The 20,854-nt window shown below is 61.8% G+C and carries 20 protein-coding genes; 11 read left to right on the top strand and 9 right to left on the bottom strand.

Going from position 1 to position 20,854, the window contains the following annotated elements; genetic code table 11:
* Positions 1 to 1,017: an ABC transporter substrate-binding protein gene (locus BBJ66_RS09790; protein ID WP_049735552.1), complete on the bottom strand. Its 1,017-nt coding sequence runs from the start codon at positions 1,015 to 1,017 to the stop codon at positions 1 to 3.
* Between the two features lie 181 nt (positions 1,018 to 1,198).
* On the opposite strand from BBJ66_RS09790, the gene BBJ66_RS09795 reads away from it, so the two are divergent.
* Positions 1,199 to 2,149, top strand: coding sequence for a LysR family transcriptional regulator (locus BBJ66_RS09795; protein ID WP_071086692.1), 951 nt, complete (start codon positions 1,199 to 1,201; stop codon positions 2,147 to 2,149).
* A 10-nt stretch (positions 2,150 to 2,159) separates the two neighbouring features.
* Here the strand turns inward: BBJ66_RS09795 and BBJ66_RS09800 are convergent, their stop codons facing one another.
* Positions 2,160 to 2,957 carry a creatininase family protein gene (locus tag BBJ66_RS09800; protein WP_071086693.1) on the bottom strand — a complete coding sequence of 266 codons (798 nt, stop codon included), beginning with the start codon at positions 2,955 to 2,957 and terminating at the stop codon, positions 2,160 to 2,162.
* A 242-nt stretch (positions 2,958 to 3,199) separates the two neighbouring features.
* Here BBJ66_RS09800 and BBJ66_RS09805 point away from each other — a divergent pair, with 242 nt between their 5' ends.
* Positions 3,200 to 3,679, top strand: a complete 480-nt coding sequence (locus tag BBJ66_RS09805; protein WP_071086695.1) for a DUF2938 domain-containing protein — start codon at positions 3,200 to 3,202, stop codon at positions 3,677 to 3,679.
* 172 nt (positions 3,680 to 3,851) lie between these two features.
* Here the strand turns inward: BBJ66_RS09805 and BBJ66_RS09810 are convergent, their stop codons facing one another.
* Genes BBJ66_RS09810 through BBJ66_RS09820 form a run of 3 tightly spaced genes read right to left on the bottom strand, consistent with a single transcriptional unit; the run spans position 3,852 to position 6,845 of the window.
* The gene (locus BBJ66_RS09810) at positions 3,852 to 4,493 is read right to left on the bottom strand and encodes a ThuA domain-containing protein (RefSeq protein ID WP_071086698.1); all 642 of its coding nucleotides are present in this window, start codon (positions 4,491 to 4,493) and stop codon (positions 3,852 to 3,854) included.
* A 17-nt stretch (positions 4,494 to 4,510) separates the two neighbouring features.
* A complete protein-coding gene (locus tag BBJ66_RS09815; protein ID WP_071086700.1) occupies positions 4,511 to 5,611 on the bottom strand; it encodes a Gfo/Idh/MocA family protein in 1,101 nt (366 codons plus the stop codon).
* A 34-nt stretch (positions 5,612 to 5,645) separates the two neighbouring features.
* On the bottom strand, positions 5,646 to 6,845 hold the full coding sequence (locus tag BBJ66_RS09820) for an ROK family transcriptional regulator (RefSeq protein WP_071086702.1): 1,200 nt from the start codon (positions 6,843 to 6,845) through the stop codon (positions 5,646 to 5,648).
* A 198-nt stretch (positions 6,846 to 7,043) separates the two neighbouring features.
* On the opposite strand from BBJ66_RS09820, the gene BBJ66_RS09825 reads away from it, so the two are divergent.
* From BBJ66_RS09825 to BBJ66_RS09840, 4 genes are all read left to right on the top strand, one after another.
* Positions 7,044 to 8,348: an extracellular solute-binding protein gene (locus tag BBJ66_RS09825; RefSeq protein WP_071086704.1), complete on the top strand. Its 1,305-nt coding sequence runs from the start codon at positions 7,044 to 7,046 to the stop codon at positions 8,346 to 8,348.
* Positions 8,349 to 8,427: 79 nt separating this feature from the next.
* Entirely contained in the window at positions 8,428 to 9,366 is a 939-nt protein-coding gene (locus BBJ66_RS09830) for a carbohydrate ABC transporter permease (protein ID WP_071086707.1), read from the top strand.
* Entirely contained in the window at positions 9,359 to 10,207 is an 849-nt protein-coding gene (locus BBJ66_RS09835; RefSeq protein ID WP_049735543.1) for a carbohydrate ABC transporter permease, read from the top strand. Before BBJ66_RS09830 ends, BBJ66_RS09835 begins: the two co-directional genes overlap by 8 nt.
* 23 nt (positions 10,208 to 10,230) lie before the next feature.
* Positions 10,231 to 11,304, top strand: coding sequence for an ABC transporter ATP-binding protein (locus BBJ66_RS09840; RefSeq protein ID WP_071086709.1), 1,074 nt, complete (start codon positions 10,231 to 10,233; stop codon positions 11,302 to 11,304).
* A gap of 469 nt (positions 11,305 to 11,773) precedes the next feature.
* On the opposite strand, the gene kdgD is transcribed toward BBJ66_RS09840, so the two are convergent.
* The 3 genes from kdgD to BBJ66_RS09855 all read right to left on the bottom strand — a co-directional run bounded on the left by kdgD (position 11,774) and on the right by BBJ66_RS09855 (position 14,488).
* Positions 11,774 to 12,700 carry a 5-dehydro-4-deoxyglucarate dehydratase gene (gene kdgD, locus BBJ66_RS09845; protein ID WP_071086711.1) on the bottom strand — a complete coding sequence of 309 codons (927 nt, stop codon included), beginning with the start codon at positions 12,698 to 12,700 and terminating at the stop codon, positions 11,774 to 11,776.
* Positions 12,701 to 12,737: 37 nt separating this feature from the next.
* Complete coding sequence (locus BBJ66_RS09850) at positions 12,738 to 13,712, bottom strand: mannonate dehydratase (RefSeq protein ID WP_071086713.1); 975 nt, start codon at positions 13,710 to 13,712, stop codon at positions 12,738 to 12,740.
* A gap of 65 nt (positions 13,713 to 13,777) precedes the next feature.
* Positions 13,778 to 14,488: a FadR/GntR family transcriptional regulator gene (locus tag BBJ66_RS09855; RefSeq protein ID WP_049735539.1), complete on the bottom strand. Its 711-nt coding sequence runs from the start codon at positions 14,486 to 14,488 to the stop codon at positions 13,778 to 13,780.
* A gap of 134 nt (positions 14,489 to 14,622) precedes the next feature.
* Between BBJ66_RS09855 and BBJ66_RS09860 the strand changes: the two genes are divergently transcribed.
* Genes BBJ66_RS09860 through BBJ66_RS09880 form a run of 5 tightly spaced genes read left to right on the top strand, consistent with a single transcriptional unit; the run spans position 14,623 to position 19,754 of the window.
* On the top strand, positions 14,623 to 16,218 hold the full coding sequence (locus BBJ66_RS09860) for an ABC transporter substrate-binding protein (protein WP_049735538.1): 1,596 nt from the start codon (positions 14,623 to 14,625) through the stop codon (positions 16,216 to 16,218).
* 21 nt (positions 16,219 to 16,239) lie between these two features.
* Entirely contained in the window at positions 16,240 to 17,268 is a 1,029-nt protein-coding gene (locus BBJ66_RS09865; RefSeq protein WP_054183148.1) for an ABC transporter permease, read from the top strand.
* A complete protein-coding gene (locus BBJ66_RS09870; protein WP_071086715.1) occupies positions 17,265 to 18,167 on the top strand; it encodes an ABC transporter permease in 903 nt (300 codons plus the stop codon). Before BBJ66_RS09865 ends, BBJ66_RS09870 begins: the two co-directional genes overlap by 4 nt.
* 1 nt (position 18,168) lies before the next feature.
* Positions 18,169 to 19,014 (top strand): ABC transporter ATP-binding protein, encoded by an 846-nt coding sequence (locus BBJ66_RS09875; RefSeq protein WP_049735535.1) that lies wholly within the window; start codon positions 18,169 to 18,171, stop codon positions 19,012 to 19,014.
* Complete coding sequence (locus tag BBJ66_RS09880; RefSeq protein ID WP_071086716.1) at positions 19,011 to 19,754, top strand: ABC transporter ATP-binding protein; 744 nt, start codon at positions 19,011 to 19,013, stop codon at positions 19,752 to 19,754. The genes BBJ66_RS09875 and BBJ66_RS09880 overlap by 4 nt, the downstream gene beginning before the upstream one ends.
* On the opposite strand, the gene BBJ66_RS09885 is transcribed toward BBJ66_RS09880, so the two are convergent.
* Positions 19,741 to 20,799, bottom strand: a complete 1,059-nt coding sequence (locus tag BBJ66_RS09885; RefSeq protein WP_071086718.1) for a LacI family DNA-binding transcriptional regulator — start codon at positions 20,797 to 20,799, stop codon at positions 19,741 to 19,743. The two genes, BBJ66_RS09880 and BBJ66_RS09885, sit on opposite strands and share 14 nt — an antisense overlap.
* Between the last annotated feature and the right edge of the window lie 55 nt (positions 20,800 to 20,854).

The raw sequence follows: 20,854 nt of genomic DNA on the forward strand, positions 1-20,854 counted from the left end.
TTACTTCTTCATCGCCATTCCCGTGCTCTTGCAAACGAATTTCGTCGTGAAGGCCTTGCTGTAGTCTGTCTCCGGCTTGAACACCTTGATATCAACCATCTCGTCGAAGAACGCTTTGTAATGTGCGTCGGTGATGCAGCCGATGCCCTTGTCCAGGCTGTCGCCGGATTCGATGATGCCGTATTCCTTCATCTTGGCGATCGAGTAGGCGATCTGGCCATCCGTCATTTCAGGATTGTCCTTCTTGATCAGCTCGTTCGCCTTGCTGTTGTCGCCGTAGAGGTAGTTGTACCAGCCCTCGATCGAGGCATCGACGAAGCGCTGGACGACGTCCGGTTTGCTGTCGATCATCGTCTGCGTGGTGGTGATCATCGTCGAATAGGGCGAATAGCCGTTATCGGCGAGCAGGAAGACCTTCGGTTCGAAGCCGGCCTGCTTCTGGATCTCGTAGGGTTCGGAGGTGAGATAGCCCTGCTGGGCGGATTGCTTGTCGGCAAGGAAGGGAGCGGGGCTGAAATTATAAGGCTTGTACTGCTCGTCCTTGAAGCCCTTGAAGTTCGCCTTCATCCATTCGAAATAGGTGAGGTAACCGTCCTTGCCGAGAAACAGCGTCTTGAGCTTGGCAAGATCTTCGAATTTGTCGATCCCGGCGTCGGGGTGTGCGATCAGGACCTGCGGATCCTTCTGGAAGATCGCCGCGACATCGACGAGCGGGATGCCCTGTTCGACAGCCGAGATCTCGCCCTGCGGCCCACCCATGTAGAAATCGATCTTGCCGGAGATCAGCAGCGCGCTATTGGCCGCGTTCGGGCCACCCTGCACGATCGTGACGTCGAGGCCGTGTTTCGCATAGGTGCCGTCGGCGACTGCCTGGTAGAAGCCGCCGTGCTCGGCCTGCGCCAGCCAGTTCGTTCCGTAGCTTACCTTGTCGGCCGCATGCGCCGCGCCGGCAGCGGCGAGCGCGCCACCGAGACCCAGGAGAGCGGAAAAGACCGTATTCTTCAGTGCATTGGGCATGATCAGCGTTCCCCTTTTGAGTTCGCAACGCCTGTGATGACGTCGGATTTTCTTCATTGGAGCGATTGCTTTGCTCTTTGAAAAGCATCAAATTTCGTGCGCAACGATGCCTTTTTGGCATCTCAACGGCAGCCTGTGCCTAATTTGTGCGTCTGCTTTATTTTCATGCAACGAGGTTGCGATGCTGCACTCCCGAAAGCTCATCTACATCAACGAGATCGCCCGCACCGGTTCGATCCGCAAGGCGGCGGCGCGGCTGAATGTGGCGTCATCGGCGATCAACCGCCAGATTCTCGCACTGGAGGAGGAAATGGGTGCGCCGCTTTTCGAGCGGCTGCCGCGCGGCCTGCGGCTGACGGCAGCCGGCGAACTCTGCATCGAACATATTCGCGAAGTGCTGAAGAATTACGAGCGGCTGGAGGGGCGCATCCGCAGCCTGAAGATGCAGCAGGCCGGTAAGGTCCGCATCGTTACCACGGTTGGGCTTGCCGCGGGCCCGCTGCCTGACATCATCGCTCGGTTCCAGGCGGAGCATCCGCGCGTCTTCATGCAGCTGCGCAATGACGCGGGCACGATGACGGTCAATCCGGTGCTGTCGGGTGAGGTGGATATAGGCCTCGGCTTCAACATTCCGGCGACACCGGGCATCCGGACGCTTGGCAGTTTCGACATCCCGATCGGCGTGGTGCTGCCGCCCGGCCATCACCTGATCGGTTCAGGCTCGATCAATCTGGCCGATATCGTCCAGGAGCGCCTGGTGCTGGCCCAGCAGGGCACCAGCCTGCGTGATGTGATCAATCTCGCCTTGGCGCGCCTCGACGTGCATGTCGAGCCGGTGCTTGAGACCAACGCATCCGAGATGCTGAAGAAGCTGGTCAAATCGGGGGCGGGGCTGACGATACTGAACCCGCTCGACGTCATCACCGAATGCCGGCAGGGCGAGCTCGTCTTCCGGGCGATCGCCGAACCGCATGCGCGCCAGCAGCCGATGAAGCTTTTTGCCCGCGCCCGCGCGCCGCTCGATTCCGCCACCAGCCTGTTCGTCGAATATCTGCTCGCCGAACTTGCCGGTCTCGTGCAGGAACTGCAGGCCAAAGGTCATATCGCGATGGAAAAGCCTGTCGCCCCTTAGATCGCCGGCGTTATCGTGAATAGAGGCTGGAAAGCGGATAGCGCTTCAGGTCGGACAGCAACTCGATGAAGCCCTTAACCTGATGGCGGCAGATCGCTTCGCCTTTCTCCACCGTTCCGCGCGAGGCGTCGCCGACGACGCCGTGCGGATTGAGGTCGTGGGCGATCCAGGCAAGCGAATGCGGCGGCAGCGGCTGGATATATCTCGATTGTCCGCGCATCCATTCGGCCTTGGAGGTGAAATTCTGCGCCTTGTCCATCCGCACCAGATCGGGGCGGAAATGGAGCATCAGCGAGGTCTCGACCTCGCCGCCATGGATGCCGTATTTTAACTCGTCTTCGCTGATCATGCCGTCGGGATGACCGAAGCGGCCCCATTGCGTCGAGATCACGGCCATCTGATAGCGAACGCGCAACTCGCGCGCGACGATGCTCATGATGTCGACATTGCCGCCATGCGAATTGACGATGACCAACTTGCGGATGCCGGCTTCGGCAACCTTGGCGCCGATCGCCGTCCAGACGGGAATGAGCAGCTCCGCGCCGAGCGACAGCGTTCCCGGCCCGTAAATATGTTCGTTCGCCTTGCCGATCTCCTGCGTCGGCAGCACCAGGAAATCAAGGTCGTCGGGCTTCTGTTTCCGCAGTTCGGCCAACATGCCGTTGGCGATCGCCACATCGGTCGCGATCGGCAGGTGCGGGCCGTGCTGTTCGGTCGAGGCGATCGGCAGGATGGCAATGGTCGTGTCGGGCGAAAGTCCGGCGAAATCGGAGCTGTTCAGTTCGTTCCAGTAAAATGGCATTGCCATCGCCGCGCCTCTCATTGCCGTTTCGACAGTGAGTAGGAAATATCGCGGCACGCGAAAAGCATCAATTTGCGCCCGCACCGATGCCTTTTTGCGGATGATGCCGCAACGACGGCCGCCCAGAGGGCGGGAGGCACCGTCGCATGATCCCTGGATGCGGGAGGAATTCAACGGAGCCATTGCGCCGACGCGTCTGCAATGGTTTGCTGGCGCCTCCGCAATTCAACGCTCTCCGGTGATTCCCAATGTTCGATATTCTGTGGCGCGGCCTGGCGATCGGCGCCGGCGCAACCATCCTGATGGACCTCTGGGCGATCGTGCTCACCAAGGTTTTCGGCCAGACGCCGCCCAACTGGGCCCCGGTCGGCCGCTGGTTCTGGCATCTCGGCCGCGGAAAGGTCTTTCACGACAGCATTGCCGATGCCGAACCCTATGAGCATGAACTGGGGCTCGGCTGGTTCAGCCATTATGCCGTCGGCATTCTCTACGGCGTGATCTTTGCACTCATCATGGGGCAGGGCTGGCTTGCCGCTCCGACATTTCTGCCTGCCTGGATCTTCGGCATTCTTACCGTCGGGGCAGGGTGGTTCCTGCTCCAGCCCGGCCTCGGCATCGGCTGGGCCGCTTCCAAACATCCGACCCCGAACAAGGTCCGGTGCTTCAATCTGCTGGCGCATACGGTGTTTGCATTGGGACTTTACGGGACGGCGTTGATTCTGCGCTGAGATTGCGGCCTGCCCCTCATCCGCCTGCCTGCACCTTCTCCCCGCGCGCGGGGCGAAGGGGATATGCCGCGACCTCTCCGTTCCCCGCAGCCTCTCGCAGGGCACGTCCCCTCTCCCCGTTTTACGGGGAGAGGGTTAGGGTGAGGGGCATCTTTGGGGTCCAATTTTGCCCCTACCGCGCCGCCCAATTGGCGCCGCGGCGGAAGATGGTCTTCATCTCCGGCACGTCGAATTCCTTGGCCTGGTGGCCGAGCGAGGAATAGAAGACGCGGCCCTTGCCGTATTTGCGCTTCCAGACGACGGGCATGACGACGCCGTCGATCCAGTAGGCGTGCTCGCCGGTGAATTTGGTCGTCGCTAGAACCTCGTTCGAGGGGTCGACATGCATGTAATATTGCTCCGAAGTATAGGGGAAATCGGCAATACCCTCCACCAGCGGATCGTCAGGCCGGGTAATGTTGACGGTATAGTCGATGATGTTGCCCGGGTGGGCCACCCACTGGCCGCCGATGATGAACTGGTAGTCGACGGAGTCGCGGAAGGCATCGCCCGCGCCGCCGTGATAACCGGCGATGCCGACGCCGCTCTCGATGGCGGCGGCGAGGTTCTTGACCTCCTCCTTCTCGATCTTCGACATCGTCATGATCGGCACGACGAGGCTGAGATCGTGGACGGAAGGGTCGGCAAGCGCCTCGGTGCCGTGTTCGAGATAGACCTTGAAGCCGTCCTCCTCGAGCATGGTCTTGATGACTTCGGCGCATTCCTGCGGCTCGTGGCCGCTCCAGCCGCCCCAGACGATCAGTGCTTCACGCATAGTCTTTCCTCCTGAATTTATTTCGCCAGCCGTCCGTCGACGATGGATTGCGATAAGGGGGCAGGGCGCTCCACCGCCGTTGATATCGGCACCGTCCGTCCGGTCGCAGACGCGGTGTGGAATGCTTCCATGACCTCCAGCACATGCAGCGCCAGATCGCCATTGGCGCGATGCGGCCGGTTGGAGCGGATCGCATGCGCCATGTCGGCGACGCCGAGCGAGCGGTAATTGCCATCGGCATAGGGAGATGTGAGCGGCTGATCCTCGAATTGGCCGCCCTTCCGCAGATATTCGACAGGGCCTTCGAATTTGTTGGGATCGGGCACGATCAGGGTGCCCTCGGTGCCGTAGACCTCGAGCGGCACATGTTTGTGGCCGGCGACATCGAAGCTCATGGCGATCTGAACGACGGCGCCGCTCGCAAATGCCATCATCCCGGCGACATGGGTCGGCACATGCACGGGAATGCGCTCGCCGTTGCGCGGCTCGCTGGTGATCAACCGTTCGGCGCGCGGCGTCGTCGCAAAGCCCGCCACTTGAGCGACCGGCCCGAGAAGATTGACGAGATCGGTGATGTAATAGGGACCCATGTCGAGCATCGGCCCGCCGCCGACTTCGTAATAGAAGGCCGGGTTCGGATGCCAGCGCTCATGGCCCGGGCACATGAAGCTCGCCGAGCCGCCGACCGGCTGGCCGATGACGCCCTGATCAATCAGCGCACGCGCCGTCTGATGGCCGCCGCCGAGAAAGGTGTCGGGGGCAGCACCGATGCGGAGATTTCTGGCCTTGGCCGCCTCGGCCAATTTTTTCCCTTCTGCGAAATTAATCCCGAGCGGTTTTTCCGAATAGGTATGTTTGCCGGCCTCGAGCGCCTGCAGCGCCACCGCGACATGGGCCTTGGGGATCGTCAGATTGACGATGATCTCGACCTTCGGGTCGGCAAATAGCTCCTCGACCGTTTTGGCCGGAACGTTGAATTCCTTAGCCTTGGCTTCCGCCAGTTCCCGGTTGAGGTCGGCGACGCCGCGGATATCGAGAATGGGAAAGGATGCCATCGCCCTGAGATAGGCGCCCGAAATATTGCCGCATCCAATGATGCCGATACCGACTCTTTCCATGAGTTCCTCCATATGATCGTGATTGTGACGCCCGTCAGAGCGCCGGCCCGGTCGTGCTCCAGGGCGATTCGTAGAGTTCGTAGAGCGCCACGGCAGCCGCACCCTGCGCCCAGAAGTCGTCGCTCGAATCGTCGAAGACGAGTTCGCTCACCCCCTTCAGCGAAGGCGGAATGGCGAGCGCATAGGCATCGCACAGGCTGTTCAGGAATGGCTCGCCGAGCGCGAGACTCGATCCCACCAGGATGACGCGCGGTGGCGCAAACAGCGTGACGATATTGGCGATGGTCAGCCCCACCGCTTCGCCGGCGCGGATGGCGGCGCCGATCAGCCGGTCGTCGTCGGCCTTGATCAGGGCCTGGGCGTGGGTCATGCCGCGGCCGAGCCGGATCGCTTCGGCAAAACGCCCGTCGGCCTGCTGTTCGCCGAGAATGGCGCTTTCGCCGGCTTGGCTGAACAGCCGCACGATGCCGTTCGGTCCCATGCCGAGCACCAGGTCACCGAGATTATGGCTGAGGCCGCCGGCGCCGCGGAACAGGCGGTTGCCGTGCAGCACGCCGAGCCCCAGCGTCTGTTCCAACGAAATCAACACCATATCCTCGAGATCGCGCGCTTTCCCGAACCAGTGATGGCCGAGCGTGATGGCATGCGCGTCGCTTTCGACAATGGTCGACGTCGACAGCCGGGTCGACATCTCGGCGGCGAAATCGACATTGGTGTCGCGGAAGATCGGGCTGCTTCTGATGTAGCCGGTGCGGTGCTCGATGACCCCGGGAAAACCGAGGCAGACGCTGTCGACATCCTCAAGCGACAGCCCGGCATCGACGACGCAACGCCTGACCCCGTCCTCGACCAGATCGGCGATGACACCGATCGGCTGCCGGTCGAGGCGGATTGGCAAGGCGAGCTTCGACAGCACGTCGCCGCGGAAATTGGTGACGACGAAGACCATCCGGTTCGCCGCAATCTTGCCGCCGACGACGCGGGCGGCGTCGGGATTTAGCTCGAGTGCCACGCGCGGCCGTCCGCGCACCGCCTCGTTACGGATGTCGCCTTCGTGGCGCGGCAGGATCAGCCCGTCGTCGAGCAGCGAAGCAGTAATGGCGGAAACGGTGGTTGTGGAAAGTTCGGTGCGTTCGCTGATCTCGATGCGCGAGATCGGACCATGGCGCCGGATGGTATCGAGCACGTTCAAGCGATTGATCGCGCGCATCAATTCTGGATCTGCGGTCTTCATGAAAAACTAGCCGGCATCGTTCGTTGGGCGGAACCCAATATTTTTAACGGGTTACGAAATAAATAGCAGGCAATCCCGTGAGGCTGTCAAGCGCTTTTGGGAAAAATAGCGGCAATTGGGTTGACATCCGGCGCAAGCTCCGTTGAATTAATCCGCATTGGGGAAAAATTGTGAGGATAGGTCCCCTGGGAGGAAATCATGAATTTTATGCTAAAGAACGCCGCTTTCGGCGGCAGGCGCATCGTATCCATGGCCGCGGCAGCCGGCATGTTGCTGGCAGGAGCCGGTGCTGCCTCGGCGACGACGGTGGTCAAGTGGCTGCATCTTGAGCTCGACCCGAAAAACGTCGCGGCTTGGGAAGACATCGTCAAGAAATACGAAGCCCAGCATCCCGACGTCGATATCCAGATGCAGTTCCTCGAAAACGAGGCTTTCAAGGCCAAGCTTCCCACGCTGCTGCAATCCGACGACGTGCCGGATTTCTTTTTCAGTTGGGGCGGCGGCGTGTTGAAGCAGCAGTCCGAGACCGGCGCGCTGCAGGATGTGACGGCAGCCCTCGATGCCGATGGCGGCAAGCTGCGCAAGGCCTATACCCCGGCTTCGGTCGATGGCCTGACCTTTGAGGGCAAGACCTGGGCCATTCCCTACAAGGTCGGTCTGGTCAGCTTTTTCTACAACAAGGCGCTATTCGCCAAGGCTGGCGTCAAGGCCGAAGACATCAAGAGCTGGACCGATTTTCTCGCCACAGTGAAGAAGATCAAGGCGGCCGGCATCGTGCCGATTGCCGGCGGCGGCGGCGAGAAATGGCCGATCCATTTTTACTGGAGCTATCTCGTCATGCGCGAAGGCGGCCAGAAGGTCTTCGAAGCGGCCAAGAACGGCGAGGGCGAAGGTTTCCTCGATCCCGCCATCATCAAAGCCGGTGACGACCTCGCCGAACTCGGCAAGCTCGAACCTTTCCAGCCCGGCTATCTCGGCGCGACCTGGCCGCAGACGCTCGGTGTCTTCGGCGACGGCAAGGCGGCGATGATCCTCGGCTTTGAAGCCACCGAGGCCAACCAGCGCAAGAATGCCGGCGACGGCAAGGGCCTGGCGCCCGACAATATCGGCCGTTTTGTCTTCCCGACCGTTGATGGCGGCGCCGGCAAGCCGACCGATACGCTCGGCGGTCTGAACGGCTGGGCCGTCACCAAGAAGGCCTCCAAGGAGGCGATCGATTTCCTCGCCTTCCTGACCAGCGCCGAGAACGAGCGGGCGATGGCCAAATCAGGCATGTTGCTTCCCGTTGCCGTCGGCGCCGATGACGGCGTCGTCAACCCGCTGCTTTCCGAATCGGCCAAACAGCTTGCCGGTTCGACCTGGCATCAGAACTTCTTCGACCAGGATCTCGGTGCGGCCGTCGGCCGTGTCGTCAACGACGTCTCGGTGGAAATCGTCTCCGGCCAGATGAATTCCAAGGACGGCGCCCAGATGATCCAGGACGCTTTCGAGCTGGAACAATAACCAGCGCCCGCAGAGCCTTCCCGGCGCTCCCGATCAAACGGGGCGCCGGCATTGCTGCCGACGAACGAAAGCAGGACCCATGGCCGATATTTCAGTTCCATCGATAACGACTTCCGCACGGCCGGCCCGAAGAGCGGCAAACAGCAGGAGCTCGGTCGCCCATGACCGGCTGAAGGTGCTCTTGCTCTTTCTGCCGCCGGCGCTGCTGCTCTTCACGCTTTTCGTCATCATGCCGATGGGCGAGGCGGCCTGGTACAGCCTCTACAAGTGGAACGGCTACGGCACGCCGACCGAATTCATCGCGCTCCGCAATTTCCAGGTTCTGTTCCGCAATGCGGCTTTCACCCAGGCGCTGCTCAATAACGGCCTGATTATCGTCATCTCGATCTGCATCCAGGTGCCGCTCGCCATCTGGCTTGCCACCATGCTCGCCCACCGCATTCCCGGCGTCGTCGGCTACCGCCTGATCTTCTTCCTGCCCTATGTACTGGCAGACGTTGCCGCCGGCCTGATCTGGCGCTTCGTCTATGACGGCGATTACGGCCTGTTTGCCGCCATTTCCAACTTCTTCGGCTTCGCCAATCCTTACGTGCTCGCCGACAAGGACGTGGCGATCTACGCCGTGCTCGGCGTCATCGTCTGGAAATATTTCGGCTTTCACATGATGCTGTTCATCGCCGGTCTGCAATCGGTCGACAAGAGCGTGCTCGAGGCGGCCGAAATCGACGGCGCCACCGGCTGGCAGAAGTTCCGCTACGTCACGCTACCGCTGCTCGGCTCGACCTTGCGCCTGTCGATCTTCTTCGCCGTCGTCGGCTCGCTGCAGCTCTTCGACATGATCATGCCGCTGACCGGCGGCGGCCCGTCCAATTCGACGCAGACGATGGTCACCTTCCTCTACACCTATGGCGTCATGCGCATGCAGGTCGGTCTCGGCAGCGCCGTCGGCGTCGTGCTCTTCATCATCTGCGTCACGCTCGCCTTCGGTTACAAAAGGATCTTCATGCGCCATGACTGACATGAGCTCTTCCATCCGCATGCGCACCTCGACACGCATCTATCTCTATGTGTCGCTGAGCCTGATCGCCGCGATCGTGCTGATCCCGCTGCTGACGACGGCGCTTGGCGGCTTCAAGACGCTGGGCGACCTGCGCACCAATCCCTTCGGTCTGCCGACGGAGTGGCAGTGGGCGAATTATACCGACATCCTCTTCGGCGAACGCTACTGGCTGCAGATCGGCAATTCGCTGATCATTGCGGCGCTCACCGTGCTCCTGACGCTGATCGTCTCGTCGATGGCCGCCTTCGCCTTCGCCCATGTCCGCTTTTTCGGATCGTCCTTCCTGCTCAACTATTTCCTGCTCGGGCTGATGTTTCCGGCGGCGACCGCGATCCTGCCGCTGTTCATCCGCATCCGCGATCTCGGCCTGCTGAACACCTATTGGGGTGTGGTGCTGCCGCAGGTGGCCTTCGGCCTCGGCATGAGCATCCTTTTGTTTAGAAACTATTTTCGCAACCTTCCGGAAGAATTGTTTCAGGCGGCCTTCGTCGACGGCTGCGGTTATATGAGATTCTTCTGGCATATCTCGCTGCCGCTTTCGCGGCCGATCGTCGCCACCGTCAGCATCATCTCCTTCGTCGGCAGCTGGAACAGCTACATCCTGCCGCTGATCATGCTGAACTCGGAATCCAAATATCCCTGGCCGCTCGGCATCATGGTCTATCGCGGCGAGTACGGCACGGAGTGGCAGCTAGTGCTGGCCTTCATCACGCTCACCATCCTGCCGACGATCATCGTCTTTTTCGTCGCCCAGCGGCACATCATTGCCGGCTTGACCGCCGGCGCCGTCAAGTCCTGAGCCGAACCCTTGGAGCTGCAATCATGGCATCCGTTTCACTGCACGATGTAACTAAGGCCTATGGCGCCGTCGACGTCATCCACGGCATTTCGCTTCATATCGAGGATGGCGAATTCGTCGCCCTCGTCGGCCCGTCCGGCTGCGGAAAATCGACACTGCTACGGATGATCGCCGGCCTCGAGGAGATTACCGATGGCGAGATCGCGATCGGCGGCAATATCGTCAACGCCATGACGCCGCGCGAGCGCAACATCGCCATGGTCTTCCAGTCCTACGCGCTCTATCCGCATATGACGGTCGCTGAAAACATGGGTTTCAACCTGAAGCTCGCCGGCGTCGCCAAGCCGCAGATCGAGATCCGCGTCGCCGAGGCCGCCCGCATGCTCGATCTCGCCCAGCTGCTCGACCGCAAGCCGGCCCAGCTTTCCGGCGGTCAGCGCCAGCGCGTCGCCATGGGCCGCGCCGTCGTGCGCAATCCGGCCGTCTTCCTGTTCGACGAGCCGCTCTCCAACCTCGATGCGAAACTCCGCGTGCAGATGCGCTCGGAGATCAAGACGCTGCACCAGAAGGTGAAGACGACGTCGATCTATGTCACCCATGACCAGATCGAAGCGATGACGCTCGCCGACCGCATCGTCGTGCTCAACCAGGGCAGGGTGGAGCAGCAGGGCACGCCGCTCGAACTTTACCGGAAGCCCGCCAATCTCTTCGTCGCCGCCTTCATCGGCTCGCCGGCGATGAATATGCTGGAGGGCACGGTGGAGGGTCAAAACGGCGAACCGGCCGCTCGCCTTGAAGACGGCACGGCAATCCGCATCGCGCCCGACCGCAGGGTCAGGCGCGGCCAGGCTGTCACCGTCGGCCTGCGCCCCGAACATCTCGTTCCCGGCCTGTCGGCCGGCACGCCGCTCGCCGGCCGCACCATGCTGGTGGAACCCACAGGCGCCCAGACCCATGTCGTCTTCGATCTCGCCGGACAGCAGGTGACGGCGATCGTCGACGGCGAATACCCCGCCCGCTACGGCGCCGTGTTCGAGGCAAGCATCGCCAGCGACCAGGTGCATGTCTTCGACCGCGGCAGCGGGGTGGCGCTGTAGGCGCGGTTTAGTCTGCTAGAGCCTTTCCTGGTTAGATTGAAGCATTCTGTTGGCTCAAACGGAGTCGGATGGTCGACCGGCCGGCGCGCGTCGTAGCCCAGCTCTACGGCCAAGCCGGCCGGTCGATCAGCCGGCCCGTTTCAGCCAACCCTCCCGCAGATTTGCCTGGCAAATCTGCAAGACTTGGGAATCGCCGGACGCACTGATCGCTTCGCCACGGCGAAGCGGTGCGGCCGGTGGGCCGGGCATCTTTCCGCCAGGATCAGAGGCGATCGGCTCGGACGTACCAAGGGGTATGCCCTTCGCCAATCGCCTCTGCCCTGACGAAAACCTGCTCCGGCAGAATGCTTCAATCTAACCAGGAAAGGCTCTAGGGAACGGAGAGGGTGCGGCGCATCCTCTTCTCCCCGAGGGGAGAAGAGGGAATCGAGAGGGCGCAGCAGGCATTCCCGCGGTCCTCGGTCGGCGATTACTCCGCGGCGATCCGTTCGACGCCGTTGGCCTGGACGATCTTTTCCAAGAGCGTCAGCTCTTCCTGGGTCAGATCCGTCAGCGGCGGACGAACGGGGCCGGGATTCTGGCCGAGGACGCGCAGGCCCGCCTTGATGATCGAGACGGCATAGCCCTTCTTGCGGTTGCGCAGGGCGACGAAGGGGAAGAAGAAGCTCTTCAGGATCTCGTCGACGGTTGCTTGGTCGCCGGTGCGCAAGGCGCCGTAAAAGCGCTGGGCCAGCGCCGGCACGAAGTTGAAGACGGCCGAGGAATAGGTGGTTACGCCGGCGGCGAAATAGGCTTGGGCGTAGACTTCATGGGTCGGCATGCCGCCGACATAGACGAGACGGTCGCCCAGCAGAGTGGTGATCTCGATCACCTTGTCGACATCGCCGACGCCGTCCTTGAAGCCGATCAGGTTCGGGCATTCCTCGGCGAGCCGGGCGATGCTTTCGGCCGTCAGGACGGCGTTGTCGCGGTTATAGACGATGACGCCGATGCCGACCGATTGGCATACCGCCTTGACATGGGCGATCAGGCCGGCCTGTTCGGCAAACATCAGGTAGGGCGGCAAAAGCAGCAGCCCGTCGGCGCCCGCCTTTTCGGCCGCCTTGGCGATTTCGATGGCGAGCGACGTGCCGTAGCCGGTGCCCGAGATGATCGGCGTCTTGCCGGCCGAGGCCTTGGCAGCGTGGACGACCTGCGGAATCTCGGCCGGATTGAGGGAGAAGAACTCCCCCGTGCCGCCAGCGGCAAACAGGGCGGCGGCATCATACCCCGAAAGCCATTCGACATGACGGCGGTACTTCGCCTCGTCGAATGTGAGCTGATCGTCGAAATGCGTCACCGGAAACGAGAGGAGACCACTACCGACGGCCTTCTTCAATTCAATCGGGTTCATCATGAAAGTCCTGTTCCTTAGCTGTTGAAAATTGGCCGTCTCAGGCGCTTTCGAGCGTCTGCAGAAGGGCAGCGATATAGCCGTAGCAGTAGGCAAAAGCGGTGGCGGAAGGGTCCTTGCCGCTGACGGTCGGCACGTGGTCGGGCATCAGCATGTATTTGAAGCCGACTTCCTTGTAGATCCTGGCCGAGCGGACCATGTCCATGTCGCCCTCGTCGGGGAAGGTCTCCATGAAGGAGAGCTTGCCGCCGCGGATGTTGCGGAAGTGAACATTGAAGATCTTGTTGCGCTCGCCGAACCAGCGAATGACGTCGTCGATCTCCTTGCCGGGATTTTCCAGCATCTCGCCGATCGAGCCCTGGCAGAAGTTGAGGCCGTGATAAGGGTTTTCCCGCATCAGCACGAATTTCTTCAGGCCTTCGACGGTGCCGAGCACGCGGGTTACGCCGCGAAAGCCCGGCGGCGTATAGGGATCGTGCGGATGGCAGGCGAGCCTGACGCGGTTGCTTGCAGCGACCGGCACGACGCGTTCGAGGAAATAGTCGATCCGTTCCCAATTTTCGTCTTCGGAGAGCACCCCGGCAAGACCGGGCGCTGCCAGCTGATCCGTCTTGTCCCAGCGGAAGCTGGCATTCATCGAGCCGCCGCGTCCCGGTTCATCGGGCGTGCGGGGAATGCCGATCAGGTTGAGATTATATTTGACCGCCGGAATGCCGGCCGCCGCGGTATCTTCGATCAGCTTGCAGACGGCGTCGATCTGCCTGTCGCGCTCCGGGCCGGCGAGCAATATATCCGGATAGGACGCTTTCTCGATCGGCTGCGAGGGCAGCGGCAGCTGGATCATGTCGAGGATCAGGCCGAAGCTTTCGACCTTGTCGCGATGGCGCTCGAGGTCGGAAAGCGTCCAACTGCTCGGTTCTCCCGGCGGGTCGGCGTTGATATGCTTCACACCCAGTTGCGCGAAGATGCGATAATCGTCGTCGTCCCGCGCGGCGACCTGTGTTCCCAGATACATTTGAGTCTCTTTCGAAATTACACAATGTCATATGACATAATATGAATTTTGAAGAGAGTCGAGCCCTATTGCTGCTCGGCGAGCATCCGGTAGCGGCGTTGGCTCGCCATCATATGCGCGCGCATCGCCTGGCGGGCGCGATCCGGATCCTGATCGGCGATGGCCGAGAGGATTTCGACATGTTCGGCATAGACCTTCTGCAGGTAGTCGCGGTCATTGGCTTCGGGCAGCGTCGGAAACTGGCCGCGGGGGATTGATTTGGGGCCGAATTGGCGCAGGACATCGACATAGAATCGGTTGTTGGTGGCGGCGGCGATCGCCATATGGAAGGCGTAATCCGCCTCCACCGTTTGCTGTCCGGTTTCGATCAGGTTCGCCATACGGCGGTTGGCCTCACGGATGGCGGCTTCCTGCTCGGCGGTGCGGCGATAGGCGGCAATCGCCGCCGCTTCACCCTCGGCCGCCATGCGAAACTCCAGCAATTCAAGGGTTTCCGGGATGCTTTTGATTTCCACCGGCGTCAATGGCAGGACCGATTGAGATTTCGGATCCGCGACAAATACCCCTTTGCCCTGGATCGGTTTGACGAAGCCGGCCGACCTCAGATCGGCGATCGCCTCGCGTACCACGGTGCGGCTGACGCCGAAGGTCGCTTCAAGCTGCGGCTCGGTCGGCAGCTGATCGCCGACGCGCAGCTTGCCCGTCTCGATCTGCGCCCGCAGCTGATCGATGACCTGCTGCGCCAGTCTTTCTCGCCCACGGCTGAGTGTCGTCATTTTTTCATTCCCCAATCCCTTTGCACTCAAGTCTCCCGCTCGGGCCTTGTCAACCGTATCAGACTTCGATAGATCATAATACGACATACGGGCGACATAATATGTCTTCTATAGTAATCCACGGAGGAGTGACAATGAAGCATTTTTCTAAAGGCCTGTTCGTCGGCGCCGTTTTCGGCGCCCTCACGATAGCAGCACCGCAGTTGCAGGCTGCGACGCCGCAGGACCAGCTGGTGATCGGGACGTCGCTGGCGCAGGTTCTGTCCCTCGATCCGCAACAGGCGACCGAAGGCAAAGCCGTCGAGATCATGTCGAATCTTTACGATCGGCTGGTCGCCAGCACGGCTGATGGTAAGATCCTTCCGCAGCTGGCGGAAAGCTGGAAGGTCGACGACAAGGGCATCACATTCACGCTGCGCAAGGCCAATTTCGCCTCCGGCAATCCGGTCACCTCGAAGGACGTCGTCTATTCGCTGGCGCGGCTGTTGAAGATGGATCAGGCCGCAGCCGCCAACCTCAAGCGCGTCGGCTACGACAAGAACAATGTCGATAAGCTCGTCAAGGCGGTCGACGACCAGACGGTGCGCATCGATCTTTCCGACCAGGTGACGGCGGAGCTTCTGCTCTACCGGCTGACGACGACCACCACCAGCGTAGTCGACAGCGTCGAGGTCGAAAGCCACGCTGTCGACAATGACTACGGCAATGCCTGGATGCGGACGCATTCGGCCGGTTCCGGTCCGTTCACCCTCAACCGCTGGTCTCCGAACGAACTGGTCATTCTCGACGCCAACAAGGCCTATATGACCGGCGCGCCGAAGATGAAGCGCGTCATCGTTCGCCATGTGCCGGAAAGCCAGGTCGAGCGGCTGATGCTGGAGCGCGGCGATATCGATATTGCCAGTGCGCTCACGGCCTCCGATCTCGCGACATTCCAGGCCAAGCAGGGCTTCGCCATCCAGCGCATTCCGACAGGCGGCTTCTACGTGCTGTCGATGAATGCGGGCAACCAGTACCTCTCCAACCCCAAAGTCCGCGAGGCAATTGCCTACGGCATCGACTACAAGGGCATCGAGAAGACGATCATGGGTCCTTACGGACGGGCGAGAACCGTTCCCGTTCCGGAGAACTTCGAATATGCGATCCCGAGCCCGGATTGGCAGCTCAATGTCGAAAAGTCCAAGCAGCTGCTGAGCGAGGCGGGTTTCAAGGACGGCTTCTCGCTGACGCTGAAGACCATTGCGCAAACGCCGCGCATCGATCTTGCCACCGCCATCCAGGCTTCACTTGCCCAGGTGGGCATCAAGATCGACATCCAGCAGGGCAACGGTTCGGAAATCATCGCCGCCCATCGCGCCCGGGATTTCGATCTGCTGATCCCGCAGACCAGCGCCTACATGCCGAACGTGCTCGGCTCTATGGAGCAGTTTTCCTCCAATCCCGACAATTCGAAAGAGGCCAACAATGCCGGCAATTTCGTCTGGCGCTCGGCCTGGGACATTCCCGAGCTGACAGCCCTGACCGCAAAGGCATCGATGGAACCGGACGCCAAGAAGCGCGGCGAACTCTACGTTCAGATGCAGAAGCTGTTCGTCGAACAGAAGCCGGCGGTGCTGCCGATGTTCGAGCGCTTTGAGCCGATCGTCCTGACCGGCAGGGTCCAGGGATATGTCGGACATCCGTCTCAAATGACGCGTCTCGAGAACGTGACCAAGGTCGAAACCCAGTAAGACTCGAGAGGGCAGCCGATCATGAAGGAACTCTCCGTAGCCGAATTCGGCCGACGCCTGGCGCATTTGCTGGTCAGCCTGTTCATTCTCCTCTGCGTCACCTTCGTGATCGGCCGCGTTCTGCCCACCGATCCGGTCGGCGCGATCGTCGGTGAACTCGCCGATCCCGCCGCCTATGCGGCGATGCGGGCCCGCCTGGGGCTCGACCTGCCGATCTACCAGCAGTTTTTCCTCTATCTGAACGGGCTGGCGCATGGTGATTTCGGCACTGCCGTTCTTACCGGCAATCCGGTCTCCTCAGACCTCGCCCAGGCGTTTCCGGCGACATTCGAACTGGCGACGCTGGCGGTGATCATCTCGACATTCGTCGGCGTGCCGCTCGGCCTGGTCGCGGCTTTGTTTCGCGACAGCTTCATCGACAAGATAGCCCGGGTGGTGGCGCTCGTCGGGCATTCGATCCCCGTCTTCTGGTTCGGCATCGTCGGGCTCGTCATCTTCTATGCCGGCCTCAACTGGGTCGGCGGACCTGGAAGGATCGATGTCTTCTACGAAGGCCTCGTCACGCCGCAGACCGGCCTGCTGCTGATCGACAGCCTGCTGCAGGGCGAGACGGAAATCTTCTGGAATGCACTTGGCCACATCATTCTGCCGGCCATCATCCTCGCCTATGCGGCGATGGCCTATATCACCCGCATGACACGCAGCTTCACCCTGGAGCAGTTGAGCCAGGACTATGTCATCGCGGCCCGCGCCAAGGGTGTCAGCCCTTTCGGCACGATCTGGCGTCACGTGCTGCCGAATATTGCGGTGCAACTGATCACCATCCTCGCCATTTCCTATGGCGGACTGCTTGAAGGCGCCGTCGTCACCGAGATCGTCTTCTCCTGGCCGGGCATCGGCCAATACATGACGAACGCCCTCATGATCGGCGACATGAACGCCATCGTGGCCGGCACCATCATCGTGGGATTCATCTTCATGCTGTTAAACTTCCTCGCCGACGTCGCTTACGCCGTCTTCGATCCGCGCATGCGGGAGGCGGCCCGATGAGCGACGCTATCCACGCCGACATTCAGATCCGCCCGCCAAGTGTCGCGACCCGCGTCGCCGCGTCGTTTGCGCGCGCCGGCCGCAAATTGGCGGCCGAGCCGCTCGGCCTTGCCGGCTTCGTCATCCTCGGCCTGCTGTGCCTGATCGCGGTCTTCGCACCGCTTCTGGCGCCTTATGATCCGGTCGTGCAGTCGCTCGGCGATGCCCTGCAGGCCCCGAGCCTGGCGCATTGGGCCGGCACCGACGAATTCGGCCGCGACATTCTGAGCCGCCTGATCTTCGGCACGCGCATCACCATCCAGACCGTGCTGTCGATCTCCCTGATCGTCGGTCCGATCGGCCTGCTGATCGGCGTCGTCGCCGGCTTCTTCGGCGGGCGCACTGACGCGCTGCTGATGCGCGCCACCGATATCGTCCTGTCCTTCCCGTCGCTGATCCTGGCACTGGCTTTTGCGGCAGCACTCGGCGCCGGCCTGACCACGGCTATCATCGCCATCTCGCTGACCGCCTGGCCGCCGATTGCCAGGCTGGCGCGCGCCGAGGCGCTTGTCGTCAGAAACGCCGACTATGTCGTCGCCGCCCGCCTTTACGGCGCTTCGCCGATCCGCATCCTTCTCCTCTATATCGCGCCGATGTGCGTTCCCTCGGTGATCGTTCGTCTGACCCTCAACATGGCCGGCATCATCCTGACGGCGGCCTCACTCGGTTTCCTCGGCCTCGGCGCGCAGCCGCCGGCGCCGGAATGGGGCGCGATGATCTCCAACGGCCGGAAATTCATGCTGGATTACTGGTGGGTCGCCGTCATGCCGGGTATCGCCATCCTTCTCACCAGCCTTGCCTTCAACATCGCCGGAGATGCTCTGCGCGACATTCTGGATCCCCGCCATGCCAGATCGTGAAATGAATGATCGTGATCTTCAACCCGTTCTCTCCGTCAAAGGATTGAGCGTCCGCTTCGGGCGCGGCGCCGTGCCCGCCGTCTCCAATGTCAGTTTCGACGTCGGGCGCGAACGGGTCGGCATCGTCGGAGAATCCGGTTCCGGCAAATCGACGACGGGCCGCGCCATCATGCGGCTGCTGCCGCCGGCAGCGGTCGTCACCGCCGAACGCCTGGACCTCGGTGGCGATCCGTTGCTATCCAAGAGCGAGCGGCAGATGGGCGCGCTTCGCGGCAAGGACATCGCGCTGATCATGCAGGATCCGCGTTATTCGCTGAATCCGGTGCTCTCGATCGGCAAGCAGATCGCCGAGGCTGCACGTCTTCACCTCGGTCTCGGCAAGGCCCAAGCGCTCGATGCCGCCCGCGCCATGCTGGAGCGTGTGCGCATCAGTGATCCGGACCGGGTCATGGCGCTTTATCCCCACCAGATATCCGGCGGCATGGGCCAGCGCGTGATGATCGCCATGATGTTGCTGGCGCGGCCGAAGCTTGTCATTGCCGACGAACCGACTTCGGCGCTCGATGTCAGCGTCCGCAAGGACGTGCTGCTGTTGCTCGATGAACTGGTGCGCGAGAACAATTCCGGCTTGCTGTTGATCAGCCACGACATTCGCATGGTGGCGGCCTTCTGCGAGCGCATCATCGTCATGTATGCCGGCCGCATCGTCGAGACGCTTAGCAGCCTCGAAGAAGCCCGCCATCCCTATACCCGCGGGCTGATAGCCGCGCTGCCCGACCCGAAGAACCCGGTCCGCCGGCTTGCGGTTCTCGACAGGGCAAAACTCGATCTGGAGACGGCGCAATGATCAATGTCCGCGACCTCGATGTCGTCTTTGCCTCGGGCAAATCCAGCAACCATGTCGTCAAAGGCATCAGTTTTGAGGTCAGGCAAGGGGAGACGCTCGGCATTGTCGGTGAATCCGGCTGCGGCAAATCGACGGTGCTGCGTTGCCTCGCCGGAATGGAGACCGGCTGGACCGGGCAGATCGAGCTTGGCGGCAGACCGATCGGCAAGCATCGCTCCCGCGAGGAGCTGAAATTTGCCCAGATGGTCTTTCAGGATCCCTACGGCTCCCTGCATCCGCGTCATCGCATCGGCACCGCGCTCGCCGAGCCGCTGCGCGCCATGCGTCATTCGGAGATCTGGTCGAAGGTCGAAAAGGCCTTGATCCAGATCGGCCTGCCGGCAAGCTTTGCCAATCGTTTCCCGCATGAGCTTTCCGGTGGCCAGAGGCAGCGCGTGGCGATCGCCCGGGCGCTGATCCTGTCGCCGCCGATCCTGCTGCTCGACGAGCCGACATCGGCGCTCGACGTCTCCGTTCAGGCCGAAATCCTCAACCTGCTGGCCGATCAGCGCGAGGAAAAGGGGCTGACCTATCTGCTCGTCAGCCACGACCTCGCGGTTATCGCCCATATGTGTGACCGGGTGCTGATCATGAAGAACGGCGGCTTTGTCGACGAACTGACCAAACAGGATCTGCAGGCCGGCATCACCCATGATGCCTATGCACGCGAACTGTTCGAAGCGAGCTTCATCGAGGCCTGAAATTTCGCGCTGTTGCGCCGCTGACCACCGCCACACTACCCCTTTCGACGAGATGGCAGGAAAGCTCCACACGCCGCCGCGGCGTGGCCAGGCCGAGCATCATGTCGCGCAAGAGATCGAGCGCGGTGGCGCCGAGTTCGCGCATCGGAATATGCACGGTCGACAGTGGCGGATTGAGAAAGGCCGATTGCGGCAGGTCGTCGATGCCCATGACGGAGATGTCCTGCGGCACGGCATAACCCATCGCCTGCAATCCGCGTACGGCGCCGCTGGCAAGGCTGTCGCCCGCCGTCAGGATAGCGGTGAAGGAAAGGCCCTTGTCGCGGACGAGGTGGGTGATCGCCTCGGCGCCCAATTCCGGCAGCCAGTCGTCGACCTCGAGCACCAGATCGGCATCGGCCTTCAGCCCGTGATGCTGCAGGGCATCGCGCCAGCCCTCCAGACGCCGCTCGATCGTTCGTCGTCCCGGCCGCAGCATGAACAGGATGCGTTCGTGCCCCGCCTTGATCAGGTGCTCGGCGGCGATGAAGGCGGCCGAGCGGTTGCAGGGCGTCACGCTGGAAAGCCGCATATAGGGATCGTCGCTATTGACGAGCACCACGGGCTTTCCGAGACCGGCGGCGGCGGCCAGCATATCTTCCTCGTCGACGGTCAGGATGAGCATGCCGCCGAAGCTTGGATCATCCCGCATCTCGGCGATGACACGGGCTTCATCGGCCTTGTCGGCGACCGGACGCATCGCCATCTCGATGCCGAGAGCGGCCGCGCGCGCATTCAATCCTTCGAGCACATAGAGCGTGAACTGGTTGCGGACATAATCGATCATCGCCGCGCCGGAGGCGACGAGCATGACCTTCTTGCCGGCGACGCTGGCCGGCAGGGCGTAGCTGACCGCACTTGCCGTTTCCAGCACCAGCTTGCGAATCTCGGGCCTCACACCCTTTTCGCCGGCGAGCGCCCGCGACACCGTGCTGATCGAGACGCCGCATCGGGCGGCGATATCGTCGAGACGCGTGCGCCTGCCTTTTTTCTCCTCCGCCACCATGTCGTTCTCCTCGCTCCCATGCCTTTATGCAAAAATCTTTCAGATTGCGCAAATG

This window comes from Rhizobium sp. RSm-3 (genome assembly GCF_001854685.1).
GTDB classification, from domain to species: Bacteria; Pseudomonadota; Alphaproteobacteria; order Rhizobiales; family Rhizobiaceae; genus Rhizobium; species Rhizobium ecuadorense.